The organism is Methylobacterium terrae (genome assembly GCF_003173755.1).
Lineage (GTDB): Bacteria > Pseudomonadota > Alphaproteobacteria > Rhizobiales > Beijerinckiaceae > Methylobacterium > Methylobacterium terrae.
Window position 1 is genome coordinate 2,197,861 of sequence record NZ_CP029553.1, and the last position, 17,108, is coordinate 2,214,968.

Annotated in this window: 15 protein-coding genes and 2 pseudogenes; 6 read left to right on the forward strand and 11 right to left on the reverse strand. The window is 73.6% G+C overall.

The features are described from left to right. Window positions 1-9 precede the first annotated feature (9 nt). From DK419_RS09835 to DK419_RS09845, 3 genes and pseudogenes are all read left to right on the forward strand, one after another. Window positions 10-1,293: pseudogene (locus tag DK419_RS09835) on the forward strand (2-oxo acid dehydrogenase subunit E2); the annotation flags it as partial. A gap of 7 nt (window positions 1,294-1,300) precedes the next feature. Next, window positions 1,301-1,792 carry a GNAT family N-acetyltransferase gene (locus DK419_RS09840; protein ID WP_109958919.1) on the forward strand — a complete coding sequence of 164 codons (492 nt, stop codon included), beginning with the start codon at window positions 1,301-1,303 and terminating at the stop codon, window positions 1,790-1,792. 117 nt (window positions 1,793-1,909) lie between these two features. Further along, window positions 1,910-3,319 (forward strand): adenylate/guanylate cyclase domain-containing protein, encoded by a 1,410-nt coding sequence (locus DK419_RS09845; protein WP_109958920.1) that lies wholly within the window; start codon window positions 1,910-1,912, stop codon window positions 3,317-3,319. Here DK419_RS09845 and DK419_RS09850 read toward each other — a convergent pair. The 6 genes and pseudogenes from DK419_RS09850 to DK419_RS09875 all read right to left on the reverse strand — a co-directional run bounded on the left by DK419_RS09850 (window position 3,312) and on the right by DK419_RS09875 (window position 7,430). Further along, on the reverse strand, window positions 3,312-3,935 hold the full coding sequence (locus DK419_RS09850; RefSeq protein WP_109958921.1) for an LbetaH domain-containing protein: 624 nt from the start codon (window positions 3,933-3,935) through the stop codon (window positions 3,312-3,314). The two genes, DK419_RS09845 and DK419_RS09850, sit on opposite strands and share 8 nt — an antisense overlap. 19 nt (window positions 3,936-3,954) lie before the next feature. Then, complete coding sequence (locus DK419_RS09855; protein WP_109958922.1) at window positions 3,955-4,272, reverse strand: hypothetical protein; 318 nt, start codon at window positions 4,270-4,272, stop codon at window positions 3,955-3,957. 194 nt (window positions 4,273-4,466) lie between these two features. Continuing rightward, window positions 4,467-5,882, reverse strand: a complete 1,416-nt coding sequence (locus tag DK419_RS09860) for a DHA2 family efflux MFS transporter permease subunit (RefSeq protein ID WP_109958923.1) — start codon at window positions 5,880-5,882, stop codon at window positions 4,467-4,469. 170 nt (window positions 5,883-6,052) lie between these two features. Then, window positions 6,053-6,367 (reverse strand): BrnA antitoxin family protein, encoded by a 315-nt coding sequence (locus DK419_RS09865; protein WP_109958924.1) that lies wholly within the window; start codon window positions 6,365-6,367, stop codon window positions 6,053-6,055. Next, window positions 6,360-6,557: pseudogene (locus DK419_RS09870) on the reverse strand (BrnT family toxin); the annotation flags it as partial. The pseudogene DK419_RS09870 and the gene DK419_RS09865, both read right to left, overlap by 8 nt. A 156-nt stretch (window positions 6,558-6,713) precedes the next feature. After that, entirely contained in the window at window positions 6,714-7,430 is a 717-nt protein-coding gene (locus DK419_RS09875) for a carbonic anhydrase (protein WP_109958925.1), read from the reverse strand. 439 nt (window positions 7,431-7,869) lie between these two features. Here DK419_RS09875 and DK419_RS09880 point away from each other — a divergent pair, with 439 nt between their 5' ends. Then, on the forward strand, window positions 7,870-10,590 hold the full coding sequence (locus DK419_RS09880) for an ATP-binding cassette domain-containing protein (RefSeq protein ID WP_109958926.1): 2,721 nt from the start codon (window positions 7,870-7,872) through the stop codon (window positions 10,588-10,590). A gap of 156 nt (window positions 10,591-10,746) precedes the next feature. Further along, window positions 10,747-11,658: an MBL fold metallo-hydrolase gene (locus DK419_RS09885; protein ID WP_109962223.1), complete on the forward strand. Its 912-nt coding sequence runs from the start codon at window positions 10,747-10,749 to the stop codon at window positions 11,656-11,658. Here the strand turns inward: DK419_RS09885 and DK419_RS09890 are convergent. From DK419_RS09890 to DK419_RS09910, 5 genes are all read right to left on the reverse strand, one after another. After that, window positions 11,655-12,659: a nickel/cobalt transporter gene (locus DK419_RS09890; RefSeq protein ID WP_425352665.1), complete on the reverse strand. Its 1,005-nt coding sequence runs from the start codon at window positions 12,657-12,659 to the stop codon at window positions 11,655-11,657. The two genes, DK419_RS09885 and DK419_RS09890, sit on opposite strands and share 4 nt — an antisense overlap. Beyond that, on the reverse strand, window positions 12,656-13,297 hold the full coding sequence (locus tag DK419_RS09895; RefSeq protein ID WP_109958928.1) for a DUF1007 family protein: 642 nt from the start codon (window positions 13,295-13,297) through the stop codon (window positions 12,656-12,658). Before DK419_RS09895 ends, DK419_RS09890 begins: the two co-directional genes overlap by 4 nt. 111 nt (window positions 13,298-13,408) lie before the next feature. Further along, on the reverse strand, window positions 13,409-14,563 hold the full coding sequence (locus DK419_RS09900; RefSeq protein ID WP_109958929.1) for an AI-2E family transporter: 1,155 nt from the start codon (window positions 14,561-14,563) through the stop codon (window positions 13,409-13,411). Window positions 14,564-14,700: 137 nt separating this feature from the next. After that, window positions 14,701-15,102, reverse strand: coding sequence for a hypothetical protein (locus tag DK419_RS09905; RefSeq protein WP_109958930.1), 402 nt, complete (start codon window positions 15,100-15,102; stop codon window positions 14,701-14,703). 119 nt (window positions 15,103-15,221) lie between these two features. After that, the gene (locus DK419_RS09910; protein ID WP_109958931.1) at window positions 15,222-15,677 is read right to left on the reverse strand and encodes a molybdenum cofactor biosynthesis protein MoaE; all 456 of its coding nucleotides are present in this window, start codon (window positions 15,675-15,677) and stop codon (window positions 15,222-15,224) included. 148 nt (window positions 15,678-15,825) lie between these two features. Here DK419_RS09910 and DK419_RS09915 point away from each other — a divergent pair, with 148 nt between their 5' ends. After that, complete coding sequence (locus DK419_RS09915) at window positions 15,826-16,848, forward strand: gamma carbonic anhydrase family protein (protein ID WP_109958932.1); 1,023 nt, start codon at window positions 15,826-15,828, stop codon at window positions 16,846-16,848. Window positions 16,849-17,108 lie beyond the last annotated feature (260 nt).

Consider the following 17,108-nt stretch of genomic DNA (forward strand, 5'->3'; position numbering starts at 1 on the left):
GAGAGCCTCGTGAGTGCCAGCCTGCCGGTCGCCCTGCCCGATATCGGCGACTTCAAGGACGTTCCGGTGGTCGAGATCCTGGTCAAGCCGGGGGACCGGATCGCCGTCGACGACCTCCTGATCAGCATCGAATCCGACAAGGCCACCATGGAGGTGCCCTCGCCGGTGGCGGGCGTGGTGGCGGAGATCCTGGTGGCGCCGGGCACCCGGGTGTCGACAGGAGCGCCGATCCTGACGGTCGACACCTCCGGCGAGGGCGCCGCGCCGCAACCGGCGCCTCAAGCCGCGCCCGCGTCCCGGCCCGTGCCCGCGTACCAGGCCGCCCCGGCGGCGAGCCCGGCTCCGGCGGCGCCCGCGCCCGCGGCGCCCTCGTCCGACGCCCACGCCACCCCCTCGGTGCGCGCCTATGCCCGCGAGCTCGGCGTCGATCTCGCCGGCATCCCCGGCACCGGCCCGCAGGGGCGCATCCTGCGCGAGGACGTGCTGGCCTTCGTCCGCGGCCAGATGGCGGCTCCCGCTCCCGCCGCATCGCCGGCCGCCGGCGCTCCGCCGGCACCGTCCCCCGGCATCGGGGCCGGCCTGCCGGCCTGGCCGCAGGTCGATCACGCCAGGTTCGGCCCGGTGCGGCGGGAGTCGCTGTCGCGCATCCAGCAGATCTCCGGCCAGGCGCTCGCCCGCAACTGGCTGACGATCCCGCACGTCACCAACTTCGACCACGCCGACGTCACCGAGACCGAGGCGCTGCGGCGCGAGCTGAACGGGGCCGGGCGGCCGGGCGCCCACAAGGTCACCATGGTGGCGATCCTGATCAAGGCCGCCGCCGCGGCGCTCCGGGCGTTCCCCCGCTTCAACGCGGCGCTCGACGGCGACGCCCTGATCCTGAAGGACTCCGTCCATGTCGGCTTCGCGGTCGACACGCCGCGGGGCCTCCTGGTGCCGGTGGTGCGCGACTGCGACCGCAAGGGCCTCGTCGAGATCGCCCAGGAGATGGGGGAGCTCGCCGAGCAGGCCCGCTCCGGCACCCTGCCGCCGGGCGCGATGCAGGGCGGCGGCTTCTCGGTCTCCTCGCTCGGCGGCATCGGCGGCGACGGCTTCACGCCGATCATCAACGCGCCCGAGGTGGCGATCCTGGGCGCGGCGCGCTCGCGCATCGAGCCGGTCTGGGACGGCAGCGCCTTCCAGCCGCGGCTGATCCTGCCCTTGAGCCTGTCCTGGGACCACCGGGCGGTGGACGGCGCCGCGGCGGCCCGCTTCCTCTCGCACCTCGCCGCGGTGCTCACCGACCTGCGCCGGGGGCCCTATGATCCGGCCGGCCGCGCCGGCCGACCACCCGGCCCTGGCGCGGCTGTTCCGGGAGATGCAGGCCTACTACGCCGTCTCCTGCCCAGGCCCGGACGAGATCGAGGCCTCCCTCGCCGGGCGGCCTGCCGGCACCGAGATCCTGGTGGCGGAGGAGGGGACGGATCTCGCGGGCTTCGCCGCCTTCTCGGCGATCTATCCCGGCCCGGGGCTCGCCGGCGGCCTGTTCCTCAAGGAGCTGTTCGTCGGAGGCCGGCATCGCGGCGCCGGCCACGGTCGCGCCCTGGTGCGGGCGGTGGCGGGGCAGGCCGTGGCGCGCGGGCTGACGCGCGTCGACTGGACGGCGGATGCCGGCAAGCCCGAGCTGCTGGCGTTCTACGAGGGCCTCGGCGCGGCGCAGAAGCCCGACAAGGTGTTCTTCCGGCTCGATGGGGAAGGGCTGGCGCGGCTCGGCGGCGGGAGTGCTGCGACCTCGCGCGCGTCCGAACAATGAGAAGCCGCGGGAGCCCCTCTCCCGTGCGGGAGAGGGACATCGCGCTTTACTTCGAAGCACCGCAAACACCTGAAAGCCTCATTGCACCAGCTCCGACCCAGGTCTAGTCTGCCTCTCATGGACGAGAGCGACGCCCTCTTCGCCGCGTTCCACCGCACGGCCGAGCCCGCGGCCGCCGGGGCGGTAGAGCGGCTGCTGCGGGACGGATCCGATGCCGACCTGGCGCGGATCAACGCGGTGCGCCTCGCGGCGCAGGCCGGGATCGACGAGGAGCCGGTGATCGCCGCCCTCCTGCACGGCGCGCGGCTCGGCCTGCTCGAGATGGCCTGGAACGTGCTGTGCCCGAGCTGCAGCGGCGTGCTCGAGGCGCCGGCGAGCCTGCGCGGCGTGCGGCGGGATTATCATTGCGCCTTCTGCTCCCTCGACAGCGAGCCGGTCCTCGACGACACGGTCGAGGTGACGTTCACGGTGAGCCCCCGAATCCGGCGCATCGCCGCCCACGATCCCGACGGGCTCGACGTCTGGGACTACCAGCGCCAGGTCTTCTTCGGCTCCGGCGTCGCCTTCCCGGAGCCCGAGGCCTTCGCCGCCCTGGCGCAGCGGGCGCTCGTCGAGACGGTCGAGCTGAAGGCCAGCGAGCGGATGATCCTGGCGTTGCAGCTCGGGCACGAGCCGCTGATCGTGGTCGATCCCGTGACCCACGCCGCCCACGGCATCACGGTCGAGGGCGAGCCGACGCAGGAGCGCCAGGACCTCGCCCTCGTCTTCGACGAGGCCCGGACGGGTGCCGGCAGCGACGCCTTCCGCCCCGGCCCCTTGCGCCTCTCCCTCGACAACCGCAGCGCCAAGCGCGTGCTGCCGACGGTGTTCCGCCTCGGGCCGGACCTCGAGGCGCTGATCGGCGGGCGCCGGCCCTTCCTCACCGCCAAGCGGCTCCTCAGCAACCAGACCTTTCGCGATCTCTACCGTACCGACACGCTCGACATCGACCAGCGGCTCAAGATCCTGAGCCTGACCTTCCTGTTCACCGACCTGAAGGGCTCGACCGAGCTCTACGCCCGGGTCGGCGACCTCGTCGCCTACGACCTCGTGCGGGCGCATTTCCGCCTCCTGCACGAGATCGTCGCCGCCGAGGGCGGGGCGGTGGTCAAGACGATCGGCGACGCCGTGATGGCGACCTTCCCGAGCCCGCACCGGGCGGTGGCGGCGGCGCTCCGCATGCGGACGGCGATGCAGGGGCTGAACGCCGAGCGCGGCGCCGACGACCTCGTGCTCAAGATCGGGCTGCACGAGGGGCCCTGCCTCGCGGTGAGCCTCAACGACCGCCAGGACTATTTCGGGCAGACCGTGAACGTCGCCGCGCGGGTGCAGCAGCTGGCCAGCGCCGGCGGCATCTTCGCCACCGAGACGGTCCTGCATCACCCGGAGGCCGCCCGCCACCTCGCCGAGACCGGGGCGGCGGCGCGGGCGGAGTTGCGGGCCTTGCGCGGCATCGCCGAGCCGGTGCCGGTCTTCGAGATCACCTGAGATCCGGCGCGACGCCCCGATCGACGAGGCCGAGCCGCGGCACCACCGTGCCGGGGCTCAGGATCGCGCCCGGCGCCACCACGGCATTGGCCCCGAGCCGCACCCCGTCCCCGACGAGGGCGCCGAACTTCGCGCAACCGGTCTCGATCACCGCGCCGTCGTGCCGGAACGCCACCGTGGCGCCCGGCCACTCGTTGCGGTGGTTGGCGATGACCGCTCCCGCCTCGAGGTTCGCGCCCCGGCCGATCACGCTCTCGCCGACGAAGTTGAAATGGGCGAGCGCCGTGCCGGCGAACAGGAACGAGGCCTTCAGCTCCGACCCCGGCCCGATCGTGCAGGCCTCCTCGAGCCAGGCGCCGCCCCGCAGGGTGGCGCCATGGCCGATGAAGCAGCGCGGGCCGACGACGAGCGGGCCCTTCAGCACCGCGCCGGGCTCGACCCGGGCGGTTCGATGAACCGCGACCGCCTCGGCGATGGTGAACTCCGCGCCGAGGCCGCCGAGGAGGCGGTGTACGATGTCCTGCGCCGCCGCGGTGAGCGACCAGGGCGGCTCGGCGGCAAACGGCCCGAGGGCGGAGGCGGCGAAGGCCGGGATGTGGCGGGCGAGCAGGCTCATGGCCGTCCCGGCGTCAGGCTCAGTCGCAGACCCGCACCCGGCGGATGTAGACGTCGCCGAACTCGTCGATCATCCGGCGGCGGACGGTGTAGCAGTCCGGGCCGTAGCCGTAGGCGGGCCCGCCATAGACCGGCGTGTAGCCGTAGGCCGGGCCGGGGGCATAGCCGTAGCCCGGGCGCGCGCCGGCGGCGAGCGCGCTGCCGAGGGCGAGGCCGCCGACCGCCCCGAGGGCGAAGGCCGGCCCGGCCCGCCAGCGCGCCTCGGCCGGGGCGGCACCGGCCAGGGTCACGCTCGCTAAGGTCGCCGCGGCCACGCAGAGTGATGCGATGCGCTTCATGGCAGATCCCCAATTGACGTGAGATGGGACAAGCAATCGCGAGCATCCGGAACTGATGGACGTTCCGCCATCGCTCGATACCTGAACGTTCGCACGGCCACGCTGAACGCATGCTGAAGCGTGGCTGCAGGATGCCTTCAGCCGAGTTCTTGCCTCGGCCAAGTTCTTGCCTCGGCCGAGTTCGTCCCTCGGGCTCAGGTCGCGTCGGCGGCGGGCTTCACCCGGACGAGGCGGTGGCCCGAGACCTCGGCGCCGGCCTCCGGGGCGAGACGCCGGAACGACAGGGTCGAGAGGCCGGAGACGACCGCCACCGCCAGGAAGGCGGGCCAGAAATCCTCCGCCCGGATCTCGGTGCGGCCGTGCCACTCGGCGGCCGACTGGAGCGCGAAGGCCCCGAAGGCGACGCCGATGCTCAAGGACAGTTGCTGGGCCACGCTTGCGAGGCTCGTCGCCGCGCTCATGTCGCGCGGGTCGACGTCGGCGTAGGCGATGGCGTTGACGGCGGTGAATTGCAGCGAGCGGAAGCAGCCGCCGATCAGGAGGACCGTGATGATGAGGGCGTGCGGCGTGCCCGCGGTGAACAGGCCGTTGACGGCCAGCAGCCCCGCCGCGATCACCGCGTTCACCGTCATCACCGCCCGGAAGCCGAAGGCGCGCAGGATGCGCGCCGCGATGGTCTTCATGAACAGCGCGCCCGCGGCGGCCGCGAAGGTGATGAGGCCCGAATGCAGCGGGTCGAGCCCGAAGCCGAGCTGCAGCATCAGCGGCAGCAGGAACGGGATCGCCCCGGTGCCGATGCGAAACAGGCTGCCGCCGAGGATCGCGGCCCGGAAGGTCGGATGGCGCAGGAGGTCGAGGCGGATCACCGGATGCGCGACCCGGCGGCTATGGGCGAGGTAGAGCCCGCACAGCACGATGCCGGCCCCGGTGCAGGCCCAGGAGACCGCCTCCGGCAGGAGGTGGCGCCCGCTCGAGGCGAGCCCGAGCATCAGGCTCGCGAGCCCGGCCCCCGACAGGGTGAAGCCGAGGAGATCGAGGGGCGGGCGCGCCTCCTCCTTGATGTCCTGGAAGTAGCGGGTGGCGAGCAGGATGCCGGCGAGCCCGATCGGCAGGTTGATGAAGAAGATCCAGCGCCAGTGCAGGGTCGTGGTGATGAGGCCGCCGAGCGGCGGGCCGATCACCGGGCCGACCAGCGCCGGGATGGTCAGCGTCGCGAGCGCCTGGACCAGCTCGCCCTTCGGCACGCTGCGCAGCAGCACGAGGCGCCCGACCGGCACCATCATCGCCCCGCCCATGCCCTGGAGGAAGCGCGCGGCGACGAACCAGCCGAGCGAGGTCGACGCCGCGCAGGCGAGCGACCCGGCCATGAACACCGCGAGCGCCCAGCGGAAGACCGTGCGGGCGCCGTAGCGGTCGGCGGCCCAGCCGCTGATGGGGATGAAGATCGCCAGGCTGACGAGGTAGGAGGTCAGCGCCAGCTTCAGGGCGATCGGGTCCTCGCCCATATCCGCGGCGATCGCCGGCAGCGACGTCGCGAGGACGGTGGAATCCGTGTTCTCCATGAACAGGGCCGTCGCGACGACGAGGGGGACGATCCGGGCTTGGCGCATGGTGCCGTATCTAGCGCCTGGCTCCCGCGCCGGAAGCGCGAATCGGCGGGACTTTTCCGGTCACCTATGCCGTGGATGCGTGGCCGCCCGCAGACTTTCATCCGATCGTGACCGAATGCAGTTGGATCGTTTCCCGTTGATTCTCGGACCCGATCCACCGGCAAACCGTCTCACGCCGCCGGAAGGGTCTCGGCGATCTGCCGCAAGGCCTCGTTGATGCGGGTCTGCCAGCCCGGGCCGGTGGCCTTGAAGCGCTCGATCACGTCCTGGTCGAGCCGCAGGCTCACAAGCTGTTTCGTCGGAGCCTTCTGCAGCCCGCGCGACCGGCGGAAAGCCGCCGCCATCTCGGGGAACACCTCTGCGAAGGGCCGCGCCTGCGCGAATCGCTCCGGCGTGATCTCGGGGTTGTCCGGATCGGCCGCGATCCCGGCCTGTATGCGTGCCTCGTCCTCGTCGGTGATGGGCGTCAGCTTGAGTTCAGGCATCTTCGACGATCCTCCGCTCTGCGCGGCTGGCCGGCCGCAGGCTGATCAGGGTGAGGGCTTCGCTTCCGAGAGGAGAGAACACCGCCGCAACGAGCCGGCCGTCGAGTTCGTTCAACGCGACGTATCTCGGTCGCCCGTCGGACGCGGCGTAAGAAGGTAGGATTACCGCCTCTTCGAAGACGAACCGATCGCGGGCATCGGCGAAGTCGAGGCCGTGCTTCGCGAGGTTCGCCTCCCTTTTCGCCTCATCTCAGATGACCCGCATCGCCTCGTCCGAGTTCCGTCAGGGCCAAATTGTATCTACAATCCGCGCTCCTGGCGAGGGTCCGGCTTCCCGTGCGAAGGCTCACTCCGCCGCGATCGACGCCGCCATGTCGGGTGCGGCCCGCCGCGGGACCGAGATCTCCGCCACCGGCAGGGCGCCGTCGTCGGTGAGCGCCACGAAGCGGTTCCCGTCATAGGCGTGGAGCGTGCCGGTCTCGATCTCGAAGAACCAGCCGTGCAGGGAGAGCCGCCCCCTGGCGAGCGCCGCCGCCACGCTCGGATGGGTGCGTAGGTGGGCGAGCTGCACCACCACGTTCTCGAGGGCGAGGGCCCGCAGGCGGTCGGCCGGGTCGATGTCGTCCGGATAGGCCTCGCAGACGATGCGGTCGGCGGCGTGGCTGTGGCGCAGCCAGGCGGCGACGTTCGGCATGTCCTTCAGCGCGCCGGGCTGCATCAGCCCCTTCATCGCGCCGCAATCCGAGTGGCCGCAGACCACGATGTCGCGAACCCCGAGCGCCACTACCGCGTACTCGATCGCCGAGGAGACGCCGCCGTTCATCTCCGCGAAGGGCGGGACGATGTTGCCGGCGTTGCGGCAGACGAACAGCTCGCCGGGACCCGCCTGGGTGATGTGCTCGGGCGCGACCCGGGAATCGGCGCAGGCGATGATCAGGGCCTTGGGCTGCTGCCCGTCGCGCACCAGGCGCCGGTACATCTGCCGCTGGCCCGGGAAGACGCTGCCGCGAAAGGCGGTGATGCCCTGGATGATGCTGCTGTCCACGAGGGGGTCCTTGTGCATGAGGGTCGAGAGCGGAGCAGCGCCATCAGGCGGTCCGCGCTCCCTTGCGATGAAGTGATCGTCTCTCGATCGACTGTATTGATCGATCGTATTTTGACGATCGCCGATGAGAGAAAGACTGACTGAGACGTCGATCCCGTGATGTGCGGCCACGCACCCGGGTCGATCCGATGAGGTAATCCCGGTCTTGGTGCAGGCTCGTGCGATCGCGCACCCTTCTGCTGCGGAAGGACGCTTCGCCGACGGATGAAGGGGTGAGCGGGAACGTCCGCACGCGGCTTGACCACTCCGGCCCGCGCGGCCCATACCTCGCGCAAGCATCGAGGAGGCCCATGGTCACCACCGCGAGACGGCCCGCGGGCCTGCCCCCGCGCTCCGGACCGGCGCCGGTCCCGCCTCAATCGGGCGTTCCCGCCCCCCGGCTCCGTCGCCCGCTCTGATGGACCGCGATCCGATCGTCTTCGCCTGGCGCAGCGCCCAGCGCCGGCACGCCGCCGCCATCGCGGTCGCCCTCGGGCTCGGCGGCCCGATGGTCGGGCTCGGGCTCCTGGCGCTGCGCGACCTCGTCGACGAATTGCTGGCGCTCGCCGAGCCGGGGCGGGGGCCGCTCCACTTCCTGCACCTCGTCGTGCCGCTGCCCGAGCGCCTCGGCGGAGGCGGCCTGGTGCTGCTTCCCGGCTGGCCGCTGGCCGAGAGCGCCCTGACCCTGTGGGCGCTGGGGGTCCTCATCGGCGTCGCCCTGGCGCTCGCCGGCCTCGGCTGGGGCGTGGCGCGGCTCTGCGTGACCGCGCAATCCGACGCGGTGCGCCGCCTGCGTGAGGTGGCGGAGGAGGCGATCCTGCGCTCCGGGCCGGCCGCCCGCGACGACGCCCGGGCGCTGGCCGGCCAGGTCGGCGCGGCGATCCGGGCCGCCGACGGGTTGCTCGCCGTCGGCATCCTGGTGCCGGCGCTCGCGGCGGGCAGCGTGCTGCTGGCGCTCGCCGTGGCGGCGGCGGTGGCGCCGCGCCTCGTCGCGGCGGCGGGCATCAGCCTGGTCGCGGCGGCGCTCGCGCGCCAGCTCCTCATCGCCCGCACCGAGCGCCGGGACGACCAGCGCCGCCTCGAGGGCGCCGCCCTGGAGCGCGGCCTGACCGACCTGGTGCGGCGCCTGCCGGCGGTGCGCGCCCACGGCACCGCCGCCTTCGAGCATGCCCGCCTCGGCCACGTCGCCGAGCGTGCGCGCCGGGCGCTCGCCGAGACCGAGAACGAGCTCTCCCGCGCCCGCGCCCCGGCGCTGGCGCTCGCGGTGCTGGTGCCGACGGTGGTGCTCGCCGCCGCCCTGTGGCAGGCCCCGGCCCCTGCGGCAGCCGTGAGCGCCGGCGGGCTGTCGGCGGTGCTGGGCGCGCTGGCGGTGGCCTCGAGCGCCGTCGCCGCCCTGCTGCGCCAGAACCGCCGCCGGCGGGCCGCCCTGCCGGCCTTCCGCGAGATCGCCCGCGCCACCGCCTCGCTCGAGGCGCGTGCCCGGGCGCCGCGCCGCTTGCGCGCGCAATCGACGCCGCTGCCCGACGGCGGCCCGATCGTGCTCACGAACGTCGCGGCCTACGACCCGGCCTCGGGCGAGCGCCTGATCGACCTCGACCTCGTCCTGCCGATGCCGAGCCACGTCGCGATCCTGGGCGACCGCGGCAGCGGCGGCCGGGTGCTGGCGGCGCTGATCGCCGGCCAGCTCGAACCCACCGCCGGGGCGGTCACCTACGCGGGCACCGACCTGCGCTCGGTCGATCCGGCGGAGCGGGCCCGGCGCATCGCCTATGCGGGGGGCGAGCCGGTGCTGATGAGCGGCACCCTTCTCCAGAACCTGCTCTACGGCGACCCCGCCTTCGCCGACGGATCGAGCCCGGATGCGAGCACGCCGAACGCCCGCGAGCTCGAGGAGCGCCTGGTCGAGGCCCTGTCGGTCACCGGGCTCGACCGGCTGGTCTACGGCCGTGGGCTCGCCAGCGTGCTGCCGCGCCGGCTCGACGCCGCCACCGCCGCCGCCATCGTCGAGACCCGCGGCGCCCTGCGGGCGGCGCTCGCCGCCGACAACGCCGCCCACCTGATCGAGCCGTTCGACCCCGCCCGCTACAACCGCCAGGCCACGGTCGGCGAGAACATCCTGTTCGGCGAGCCGGTCGGCTCGGCCTTCTCGGAGGCCCGCCTTGCCGGCCATCCCTTCACCCGGGCGGTGCTGGAGGCGGAGGGGCTGACCCGGCCGATGACCGAGATGGGCCTTGCCATCGCGCGGGCCACCGTCGAGATCTTCTCCGACCTGCCCGACGACCACCCGCTCTTCGACGCGTTCTCGCTGTTCCCGGCCCGCGAGCGCGGCTTCTTCGAGGACCTGATCGCGCGTCAGCCCGAGGCCTCCGGCTGGCGCCGCGGCCCGGCGGGACAGCGCGACCGCGCCAGGCTGATCGGCCTGTGCCTGCGCTACAGCGAGACGCGGCACCGCTTCGGCCTGATCGACGAGGCGATGGAGGCGCGCCTCGTCGCGGCGCGGCGCACCTTCGCCGCGCTGCTGCCGGCCTCGCTCACCGGCTCGGTCGAGTTCTACGATCCCTCCCGGGTCACCGCGGCGGCGAGCCTGGAGGAGAACCTGCTGTTCGGCCGCATCGCCGGGGCCGAGGCGGGGGCGGGAGCCCGGGTGCGCGCCCTGATGCAGGCGGTCCTGCGCGAGCGCGGCCTGGAGCGCACCGTCTACCGCTTCGGGCTCGCGAGCCAGGTCGACCCGCGCCAGGTCGATCCGCGGGCGGCGGAGAGCGGGCTTGCCGGCCGCGACGGCTTCACGCCGTTCGAGCGCGGGGCGATCGACGTCGCCCGCTGCCTGGTGCGCCGGCCCGACATCCTGGTCGTCGGCCTCGCCCTCGACGACCGCGGCGCGCCCGAGGTCATGGCCGGGATCGAGCGGCTGCGGGCGGCCCGGGCCGGGCGCGGCCTCGTGGTCTGCCTGCCGGACGAGTGCCGGCCCGACCCGGCCGCGCCCTTCGACCTGGTGCTGCGGGCCGAGCGGACCACGGTGGTGCGCACCGAGCCCGCGGATGGGCCGCGAACGGGGCTTCCGGAGACGGCCGCGCTCGGGCAGGATGCTGCGCCATCCACAGGACCGGTGCGCGAGCACACCGGCTTAACGACAGATTAGGCCGCCGGGGGGAACCTTCGTCTTGCACTCATCGTTCGTGAGACACATCTCTCGCGTACAGCCTTCCAGAGTGTCTTGCCGGGCCGCCCGGCCGGAGCAACCGCCATGTGCGTCATCGCACATCCAACCCACACAACCCCCATCACGGTCGCCGGCATGACAACGAGGGGTCCTCTCATGGAAGCCGGCCTGACGCTCCGGTTCTGGGGCGTCAGGGGGTCGACCTGCGCCTCCGGTCCGGAATTCGTGGAATTCGGCGGGCACACCCCCTGCGTCGAGGTCCGCTGCGGCGAGCGGCTGTTCGTGATCGATGCCGGCACCGGCATCAACGCGCTCGGGGCCCATCACCGCGACCGGCTGCCCCAGCGGGTCGACCTGCTGCTCAGCCACCTCCACCTCGACCATGTCGGCGGCCTGCCGTTCCTGAAGCCGGCGGTCCTCGATCCGACGCGCGAGATCCACACCTGGTGCGGCAACCTCGACGGGCAGAGCGCGGCCGAGCCCCTCGACCGGCTGTTCTCGCCGCCGCTCTTCCCGATCACCCTCGACATGTTCCCCGCCCGCTTCGTGCATCACGGGTTCCGGGCCGGCGAGAGCCTGACCTTCCCGGACGGCGCGGTCGTCGACACCATCCCGCTGCAGCACCCGCAGGGCGCCACCGGCTACCGCTTCCGCCACGGCGGCCGCACCGCCTGCTACATCAGCGACCTCGAACATTCCGAGCCCTGGCCCGATCCGGCCCTGCTCGACTTCGTGCGCGGCTCGGACCTCGTGGTCTACGACGGCATGTTCACGCAGGGCGAGTACCCGTCCTGCCGCGGCTGGGGCCACTCGACCTGGCAGAAGGGCGTCGAACTGTGCCAGGCCGGCGAGGTCGGGCGGCTCGCCATCGTGCATCTCTACCCCCAGCACACCGACGCGCTGCTGCGCGAGCTCGAGGTGCAGATGCAGGCCGAGATGCCCGGCGCCTTCGTCGCCCGCGAGCGCCAGGAGATCAGCTTCACCGCCGTGACCGCGGCGGAAAGCCCCCGGCGCCGGCGCGCCGCGCGGATCGCGGCGATGGCCTAGAAGGCCGCGGCCGCCCAGCCGGAGAGCAGGCCCGCCCCGAGCACCAGCACGAAGGCGGCGGCCCAGAGTTCGAGCACGCCGACCGCGACCGCCCCGCCCTGGCCGCGGCCGCCGGCGAGCCGGAGCGCCAGCGTCTTGGCGAAGACCGCGAGGGCTGCGAGCAGCCCGGTGGTGAGTGCGGTGCCGAGCGCCATCGCGAGCGTCGCGGCGATACCGGCCCACAGGATGCCCTGGGACAGGGCGAAGACCAGCACCAGCACCGCCCCGGCGCAGGGCCGGGTGCCGGCGGCGAGCACCACGCCGGCCTGCTCGCGCCATCCCGAGAGCCGCTCGACCCTGGTGCCGTCGGTGAGCCCCGCATGACCGCAATCGGGGCCGCAGGCCGGCCCCGCCTCGCGGGCGAGGAGGCGGGCGAGCTGCCCGGCCTTGCGCCAGGTCACGGCCGCGCCGAGCAGGGCCACGCAGGCGAAGCCCGCGGTCTCGATCACGGTGCCGGCCTGGTTGAGGCCGGCGGCGGTCAGGCGCAGGACCACGGCGCCGCCGCAGACCAGCGCCAGGGCGACGAGCGCCTGGAGCAGGGCGGCGAGCAGGCTCAAGGCGAAGCCGCGCTTCAGGGCCCGCTCGCCGGCCATCAGGTAGCCGGCGATCACCGCCTTGCCGTGGCCGGGTCCGGCGGCGTGCAGCATCCCGTAGGCGAAGCCGAGCCCGACCAGCGTCAGGGTGCCGTCGCGGCCGGCCTTGACCGCCGACACGGCGGCCTGGAGCGCGCGGGAGAAGCCGGCCTGCATCGCCAGGAGCCAGGCGCCGAGGCTGGTGGCGCCGGTGGGCGCCGCCTCGCGGAATCCGATGCCGAAGGGCGAGCGCGGCGGCGCCCGGAAGCCCGGCGCCAGGAGCCCGAGCAGGGCCGCCAGCAGGGCCGCCGCGGCCAGGACCGCGAGGGCCGCGAGCGCGAGCCGCTGGAGCCCGCGGGAGGGCGGCGCGAGGGTGAGGGCGCGGGTCAGCACGCGACGACGATCCGGTTGGCGAACTGCACGCCGTAGGTCGAGGCGGCGGTCATCGCCTCGAAGAACGCCTCCGACATGCCGGTGGCGGCGGGCGCCGCGGCCGCCGTCTTCGGCCGGTGCGCGGTGGCGCGGCAGCCGGACGGGGCGCCCTTCAGGGTGGCGACGTCGCCGCCCTCGGCGAGGCTGAAGGCGACGAAGTAGGTCGGGTCGGACACCTCGAGCGAGGCGGTGCCGGCGACCGGCGCCTTGAGCGGCAGGGTGAAGCGCAGGGTCAGCTGCCCGTCCGCGAAGGTCATCGCCGGGTCGGTCGCGGCGGCGACCTCCACCTTGCGGCCGTCGACCTTCAGCAGCGTGAAGTAGCCCTGCTCGGCGAGGTTGTCGGCGTTGTCGCGGGCGAGCGCCGCGAGCGCGGCCGGGTTCACCGGCCCGGTCGGCGACTGGCCGAGGCCCTGGACCGCGAAGGCGGAGTAGGTCGGATCGAAGGTCCAGGCGTGCCGGACCGCCTTCAGGCTGCCATCCGTCCCGTAATCGAGCTCGGCCCGGGTGGTGATCCAGACGTGGGGATGGGCGAGTGCCGGGCTCGCCGCGGCGAGGGCGGGCACGAGAGCGGCGAGGAGGCGGGAAGGGCGCGGCATGACGATGTCCTTCGGCGACGCTCGCCCGTCGCGGTGAACCGTCGGTGACGCGTCGGGCGCCTCCGGTGCCGCACTGGTCCCGCCGCAATGCGGCGGGAGCGGGGCGGCGGCTCAGCCCGCTCGCTCTCCCAGCGTGTCCTCGATGTAGAGCCGGTCGAGCAGCACCTTGGCCACCGCCATCAGGGGCAGCGCCAGGGCGACGCCCCAGAGGCCGAACAGCACGCCGAGCAGGATCTGGCCGGCGAACAGGGTGGCGGGCGGGATGTCGAGCGCCCGCTTCTGCACGAAGGGCGTCAGCACGTAGCTCTCGAGGGTCTGCACCAGGAGGTAGACGCACATCCCCGCGATCACCCCCTTCAGCCCCGAGGCGAGGGAGGCGAGCACGATGATGATGCCGGCGACCAGGGCGCCGATGGTCGGGATGAAGCAGAGCAGGCCCGCCTGGAGCCCCAGCACCAGCGACCCGTCGATGCCCACGAGCGTCAGCCCGAGCCAGACGCAGACGAAGATCGCCCCCATCACCACGAGCTGCCCGAACAGCCAGTGGCGCAGGGTGATGCCGATGTCGTCGGCGACGGAGGCCGCGTGGGTGCGGTGGCGCGAGGGCACGAAGCGCAGGACCCCGTCGCGGTAGGTCCGCGGATCGGCCGCCACGAACAGGCCGAGCACCACGACGATGAACACGTTGCCGATGGCGCCGAACACCGCCAGCGCCACCGTCGAGGCCTGGCCGAGCACGCTGCCGGCGCCCGACAGGAGCGTGCCGGGGCTCGGCAGGCCGCCGGCCCGGGGGGCGCTCGGCGCGTCCTCGTCCTGCCCGCCGCCGCCCTGCTGCGCCGCCTGCTTGAGCTTGCCGAAGTCGAGGAAGCGGGTGTCGATCCCGCGGGCGTCGAGCCAGGACTTCACGGTGCCGGATTGCTGCCGGAGCGTCTGGCTCAGGCGTTCGGCCTGCCCCGCCACGGTGGCGCCGCCGAGCCCGACCATGCCGAGCACCAGGACCGTGAGGAGCAGGCTGACGATCGCGAGCCGGAACCCGTGCCCGAGCGGGACGACGCGGCCGAGATAGTGCGTGAGCCCGTCGAGGAAGACCGCGAACAGGATGCCGGCGAAGATCAGGAGCAGCGTATCGGCCGAGCGCCAGGCGAGCAGCAGGGCGGCGGTGAACGCCACCACGGCGATGCCGGCGAGGACGAGCGAGCGGGTGCTCGCTCCGCCGGAGCGGGCAACGTCCTGGCGGGCAACGTCCTGGGGTGGGGAAACGGGCATGTCCGACGCTCTCTCCGCCGGCGGTGCGGGCCGCCAAGCCGGAGAGATAGCCCCGCGCGGCGGTTCGGCGACCGTCGATCCCCAAAGATCCTGCGATCCCAGAAGATCCCGCTATCCCCGGAGATCCTGCGATCCCGCTAACCCTCCTCGCGCCGCCGCCGCACGCCGGCGAGCACGGCGGGATGCGCGGAGGTCGCCCAGGCCTCCGCGACCTCCGGCGGCTCCACCGTGATGGGTTTGGGGAGCGCGAGCGGCGGGGCCGGGCGCCGGGGCGCCCAGTCCTTCACCTCCACGACCTCGATGATCGGCCGCGGCCGGGCGCGGACCTTGCGGCGCACCGGCTGCGGTGCGCGGCCGCCGAAGAGGCGCAGCAGCGCCCAGCCGACGAGCCCGGCCCAGGCGAGGAGCACGCCGCCCGCCGTCGGCCGCTCGGAGAGCAGGATGGTCCCGAGCCCGATCAGCGCGCAGGCCATCGCGAGGCTGCGCCCGCTGAGCGGGTCGAAGGGAAGCGGATCGGACGGGCGGTGATCGCGGGGCATGCCCGGGACAATGCCGCAGCCCCGTCAGCGATTCCTCAGCCCGACCGCTCGAATTGTCGGTAATCCCCGCTTCCCACGCTCCGGGACCCGCGTTCGCGGCTCGAGGTCGTGGCCCGCGCCTACCAGCGCGCCGCCGCCGCCGCGTCGTGCTCCGTCGCCTCGACCCAGCCGCCGAGGGTGCCGTCGGCGCGGTGCTCGCGCTTCCAGAACGGCGCGCGGGTCTTGAGGTAGTCCATCAGGAAGCTCGCGGCCTCGAAGGCGGCGGTGCGGTGGGCCGAGGCCGCGAGCACCAGCACGATGCCCTCGCCCGGGCGGACGAGGCCGTGGCGGTGGATCGCCACCGCCCCCTGGAGCGGCCAGCGCGCGGCCGCCTCGTCGAGGACGCGGCCGATCTCGGCCTCGGCCATGCCGGGGTAGTGCTCGAGCTCGAGGGCGGCGAGCCGCCCGTCCTCGTCGCGGCACAGGCCGGTGAAGCTCACGATGGCGCCGGCCCGCCCGCCGAGCGCCGCCGTGAGGGCGGCGATCTCCGCCGCGACGTCGAAGGGCTCGGGCTGGATCGAGAGGCGAGGGGTCATGGCGGGTCCGGGCGTCGGGTCTGGCGGCGTCTTAACACGAAGCGCCCCGGCCGGAGAGCCGGGGCTGTCGCAGCCGGCGGAACGGCGTAGATGTGGAGGTTCAAGGCACGGCGGGCCGCGGACGGCCGGCCGGACGGAGGACCGCCCCATGACCCCCGACCTCCTCCTCCCCTTCGACGACACCGAGCCGACCTTCGCGGCCCGGCCGGTCTGGTGCGGCCGCGGCAGCGCGGTGATCGGGCGGGCGAGCCTCGGGAGCCAGGCTTGGCTCGGCGACGAGTCGGTGATCCGGGCCGACGGCCACGACGTGGTGGTGGGCGACCGGTTCTGGCTCGGCGCCCGCTCGACCCTGCACATTGCCGCGGAGGTCTACCCGTGCATCGTCGGCGACCGGGTCACGGTCGGCCGCGACGCGGTGGTGCATGCCTGTACGGTCGGCGACGAGTGCGTGATCGAGGACGAGTGCGTCGTCCTCGACGGCTCGCTGATCGAGGATCGCGTGCTGCTGGAGGCCGGCAGCACGGTGTTTCCGCGCACCACCCTGCCGTCGGGCTTCGTCTGCGCCGGCAGCCCGGCCCGGCCGGTGCGGGCGCTCGAGCCCGGCGAGCTGACCGAGCGGGCCGAGCGCCTGCGCGAGGCCGCGGCCGACGAGCCCGCCGCAGCCCCGGGCGACGACCTCGTGCCGGATCCGACGGTCTTCGTCGCCCGCACCGCGCGGCTGCACGGCCGGATCGGCCTCGCCGCGGGGGCGAGCGTGTTCTTCTCCTGCCTCCTCGACGCGGCGGCCGGCCCGATCGTGATCGGCGCCAACGTCAACGTGCAGGACAATTGCGCGCTGCACACGCGGGGCGAGGGCCTGGTGATCGAGCGCGACACCACGCTCGGCCACAACGTGCGCGCCGCCGACGGCCGCATCGGCCCGAACTGCCTCGTCGGCATGGGCGCGCGCCTCGGCCCCGGCACGGTGGTGGAGGGCGACGTGCTGCTCGCCGCCGGCAGTGCCACCGATCCCGGACAGGTGCTGGATTCCGGCTGGCTCTGGGGCGGGCGCCCGGCCCGGGCGCTCTCGCGCCTCGACGCGGAGCGGCGGGCGATGATGGCCCGGACGGTGGCGAGCTACGCGGCGTATGGCCGGGCTTATCGCAAGCTGCAGGGGCGGGGCCAGGGATAGGGGGAGACGGGGGAGGGTTGGCGGCCGGATCCGATCGGCTCGGCTGAAGGGAAGGGCTGCTGAGTGTCGGGCATGTGCGGAAAACCCATCAACCCGATTTTCCGTACAGCTTATGAATCCGACAGGGTTTGTCGCGCGATGTCCGAATCCGTGGCCCGAAGGATGGGGCGCGACGGCTGATACGGCTCGGCCTCTATCGGAAGACACATGGTTTCCGCATGACCTGCTCCCCTGATTTCCTGCCATCCGTAAGTTGGGTC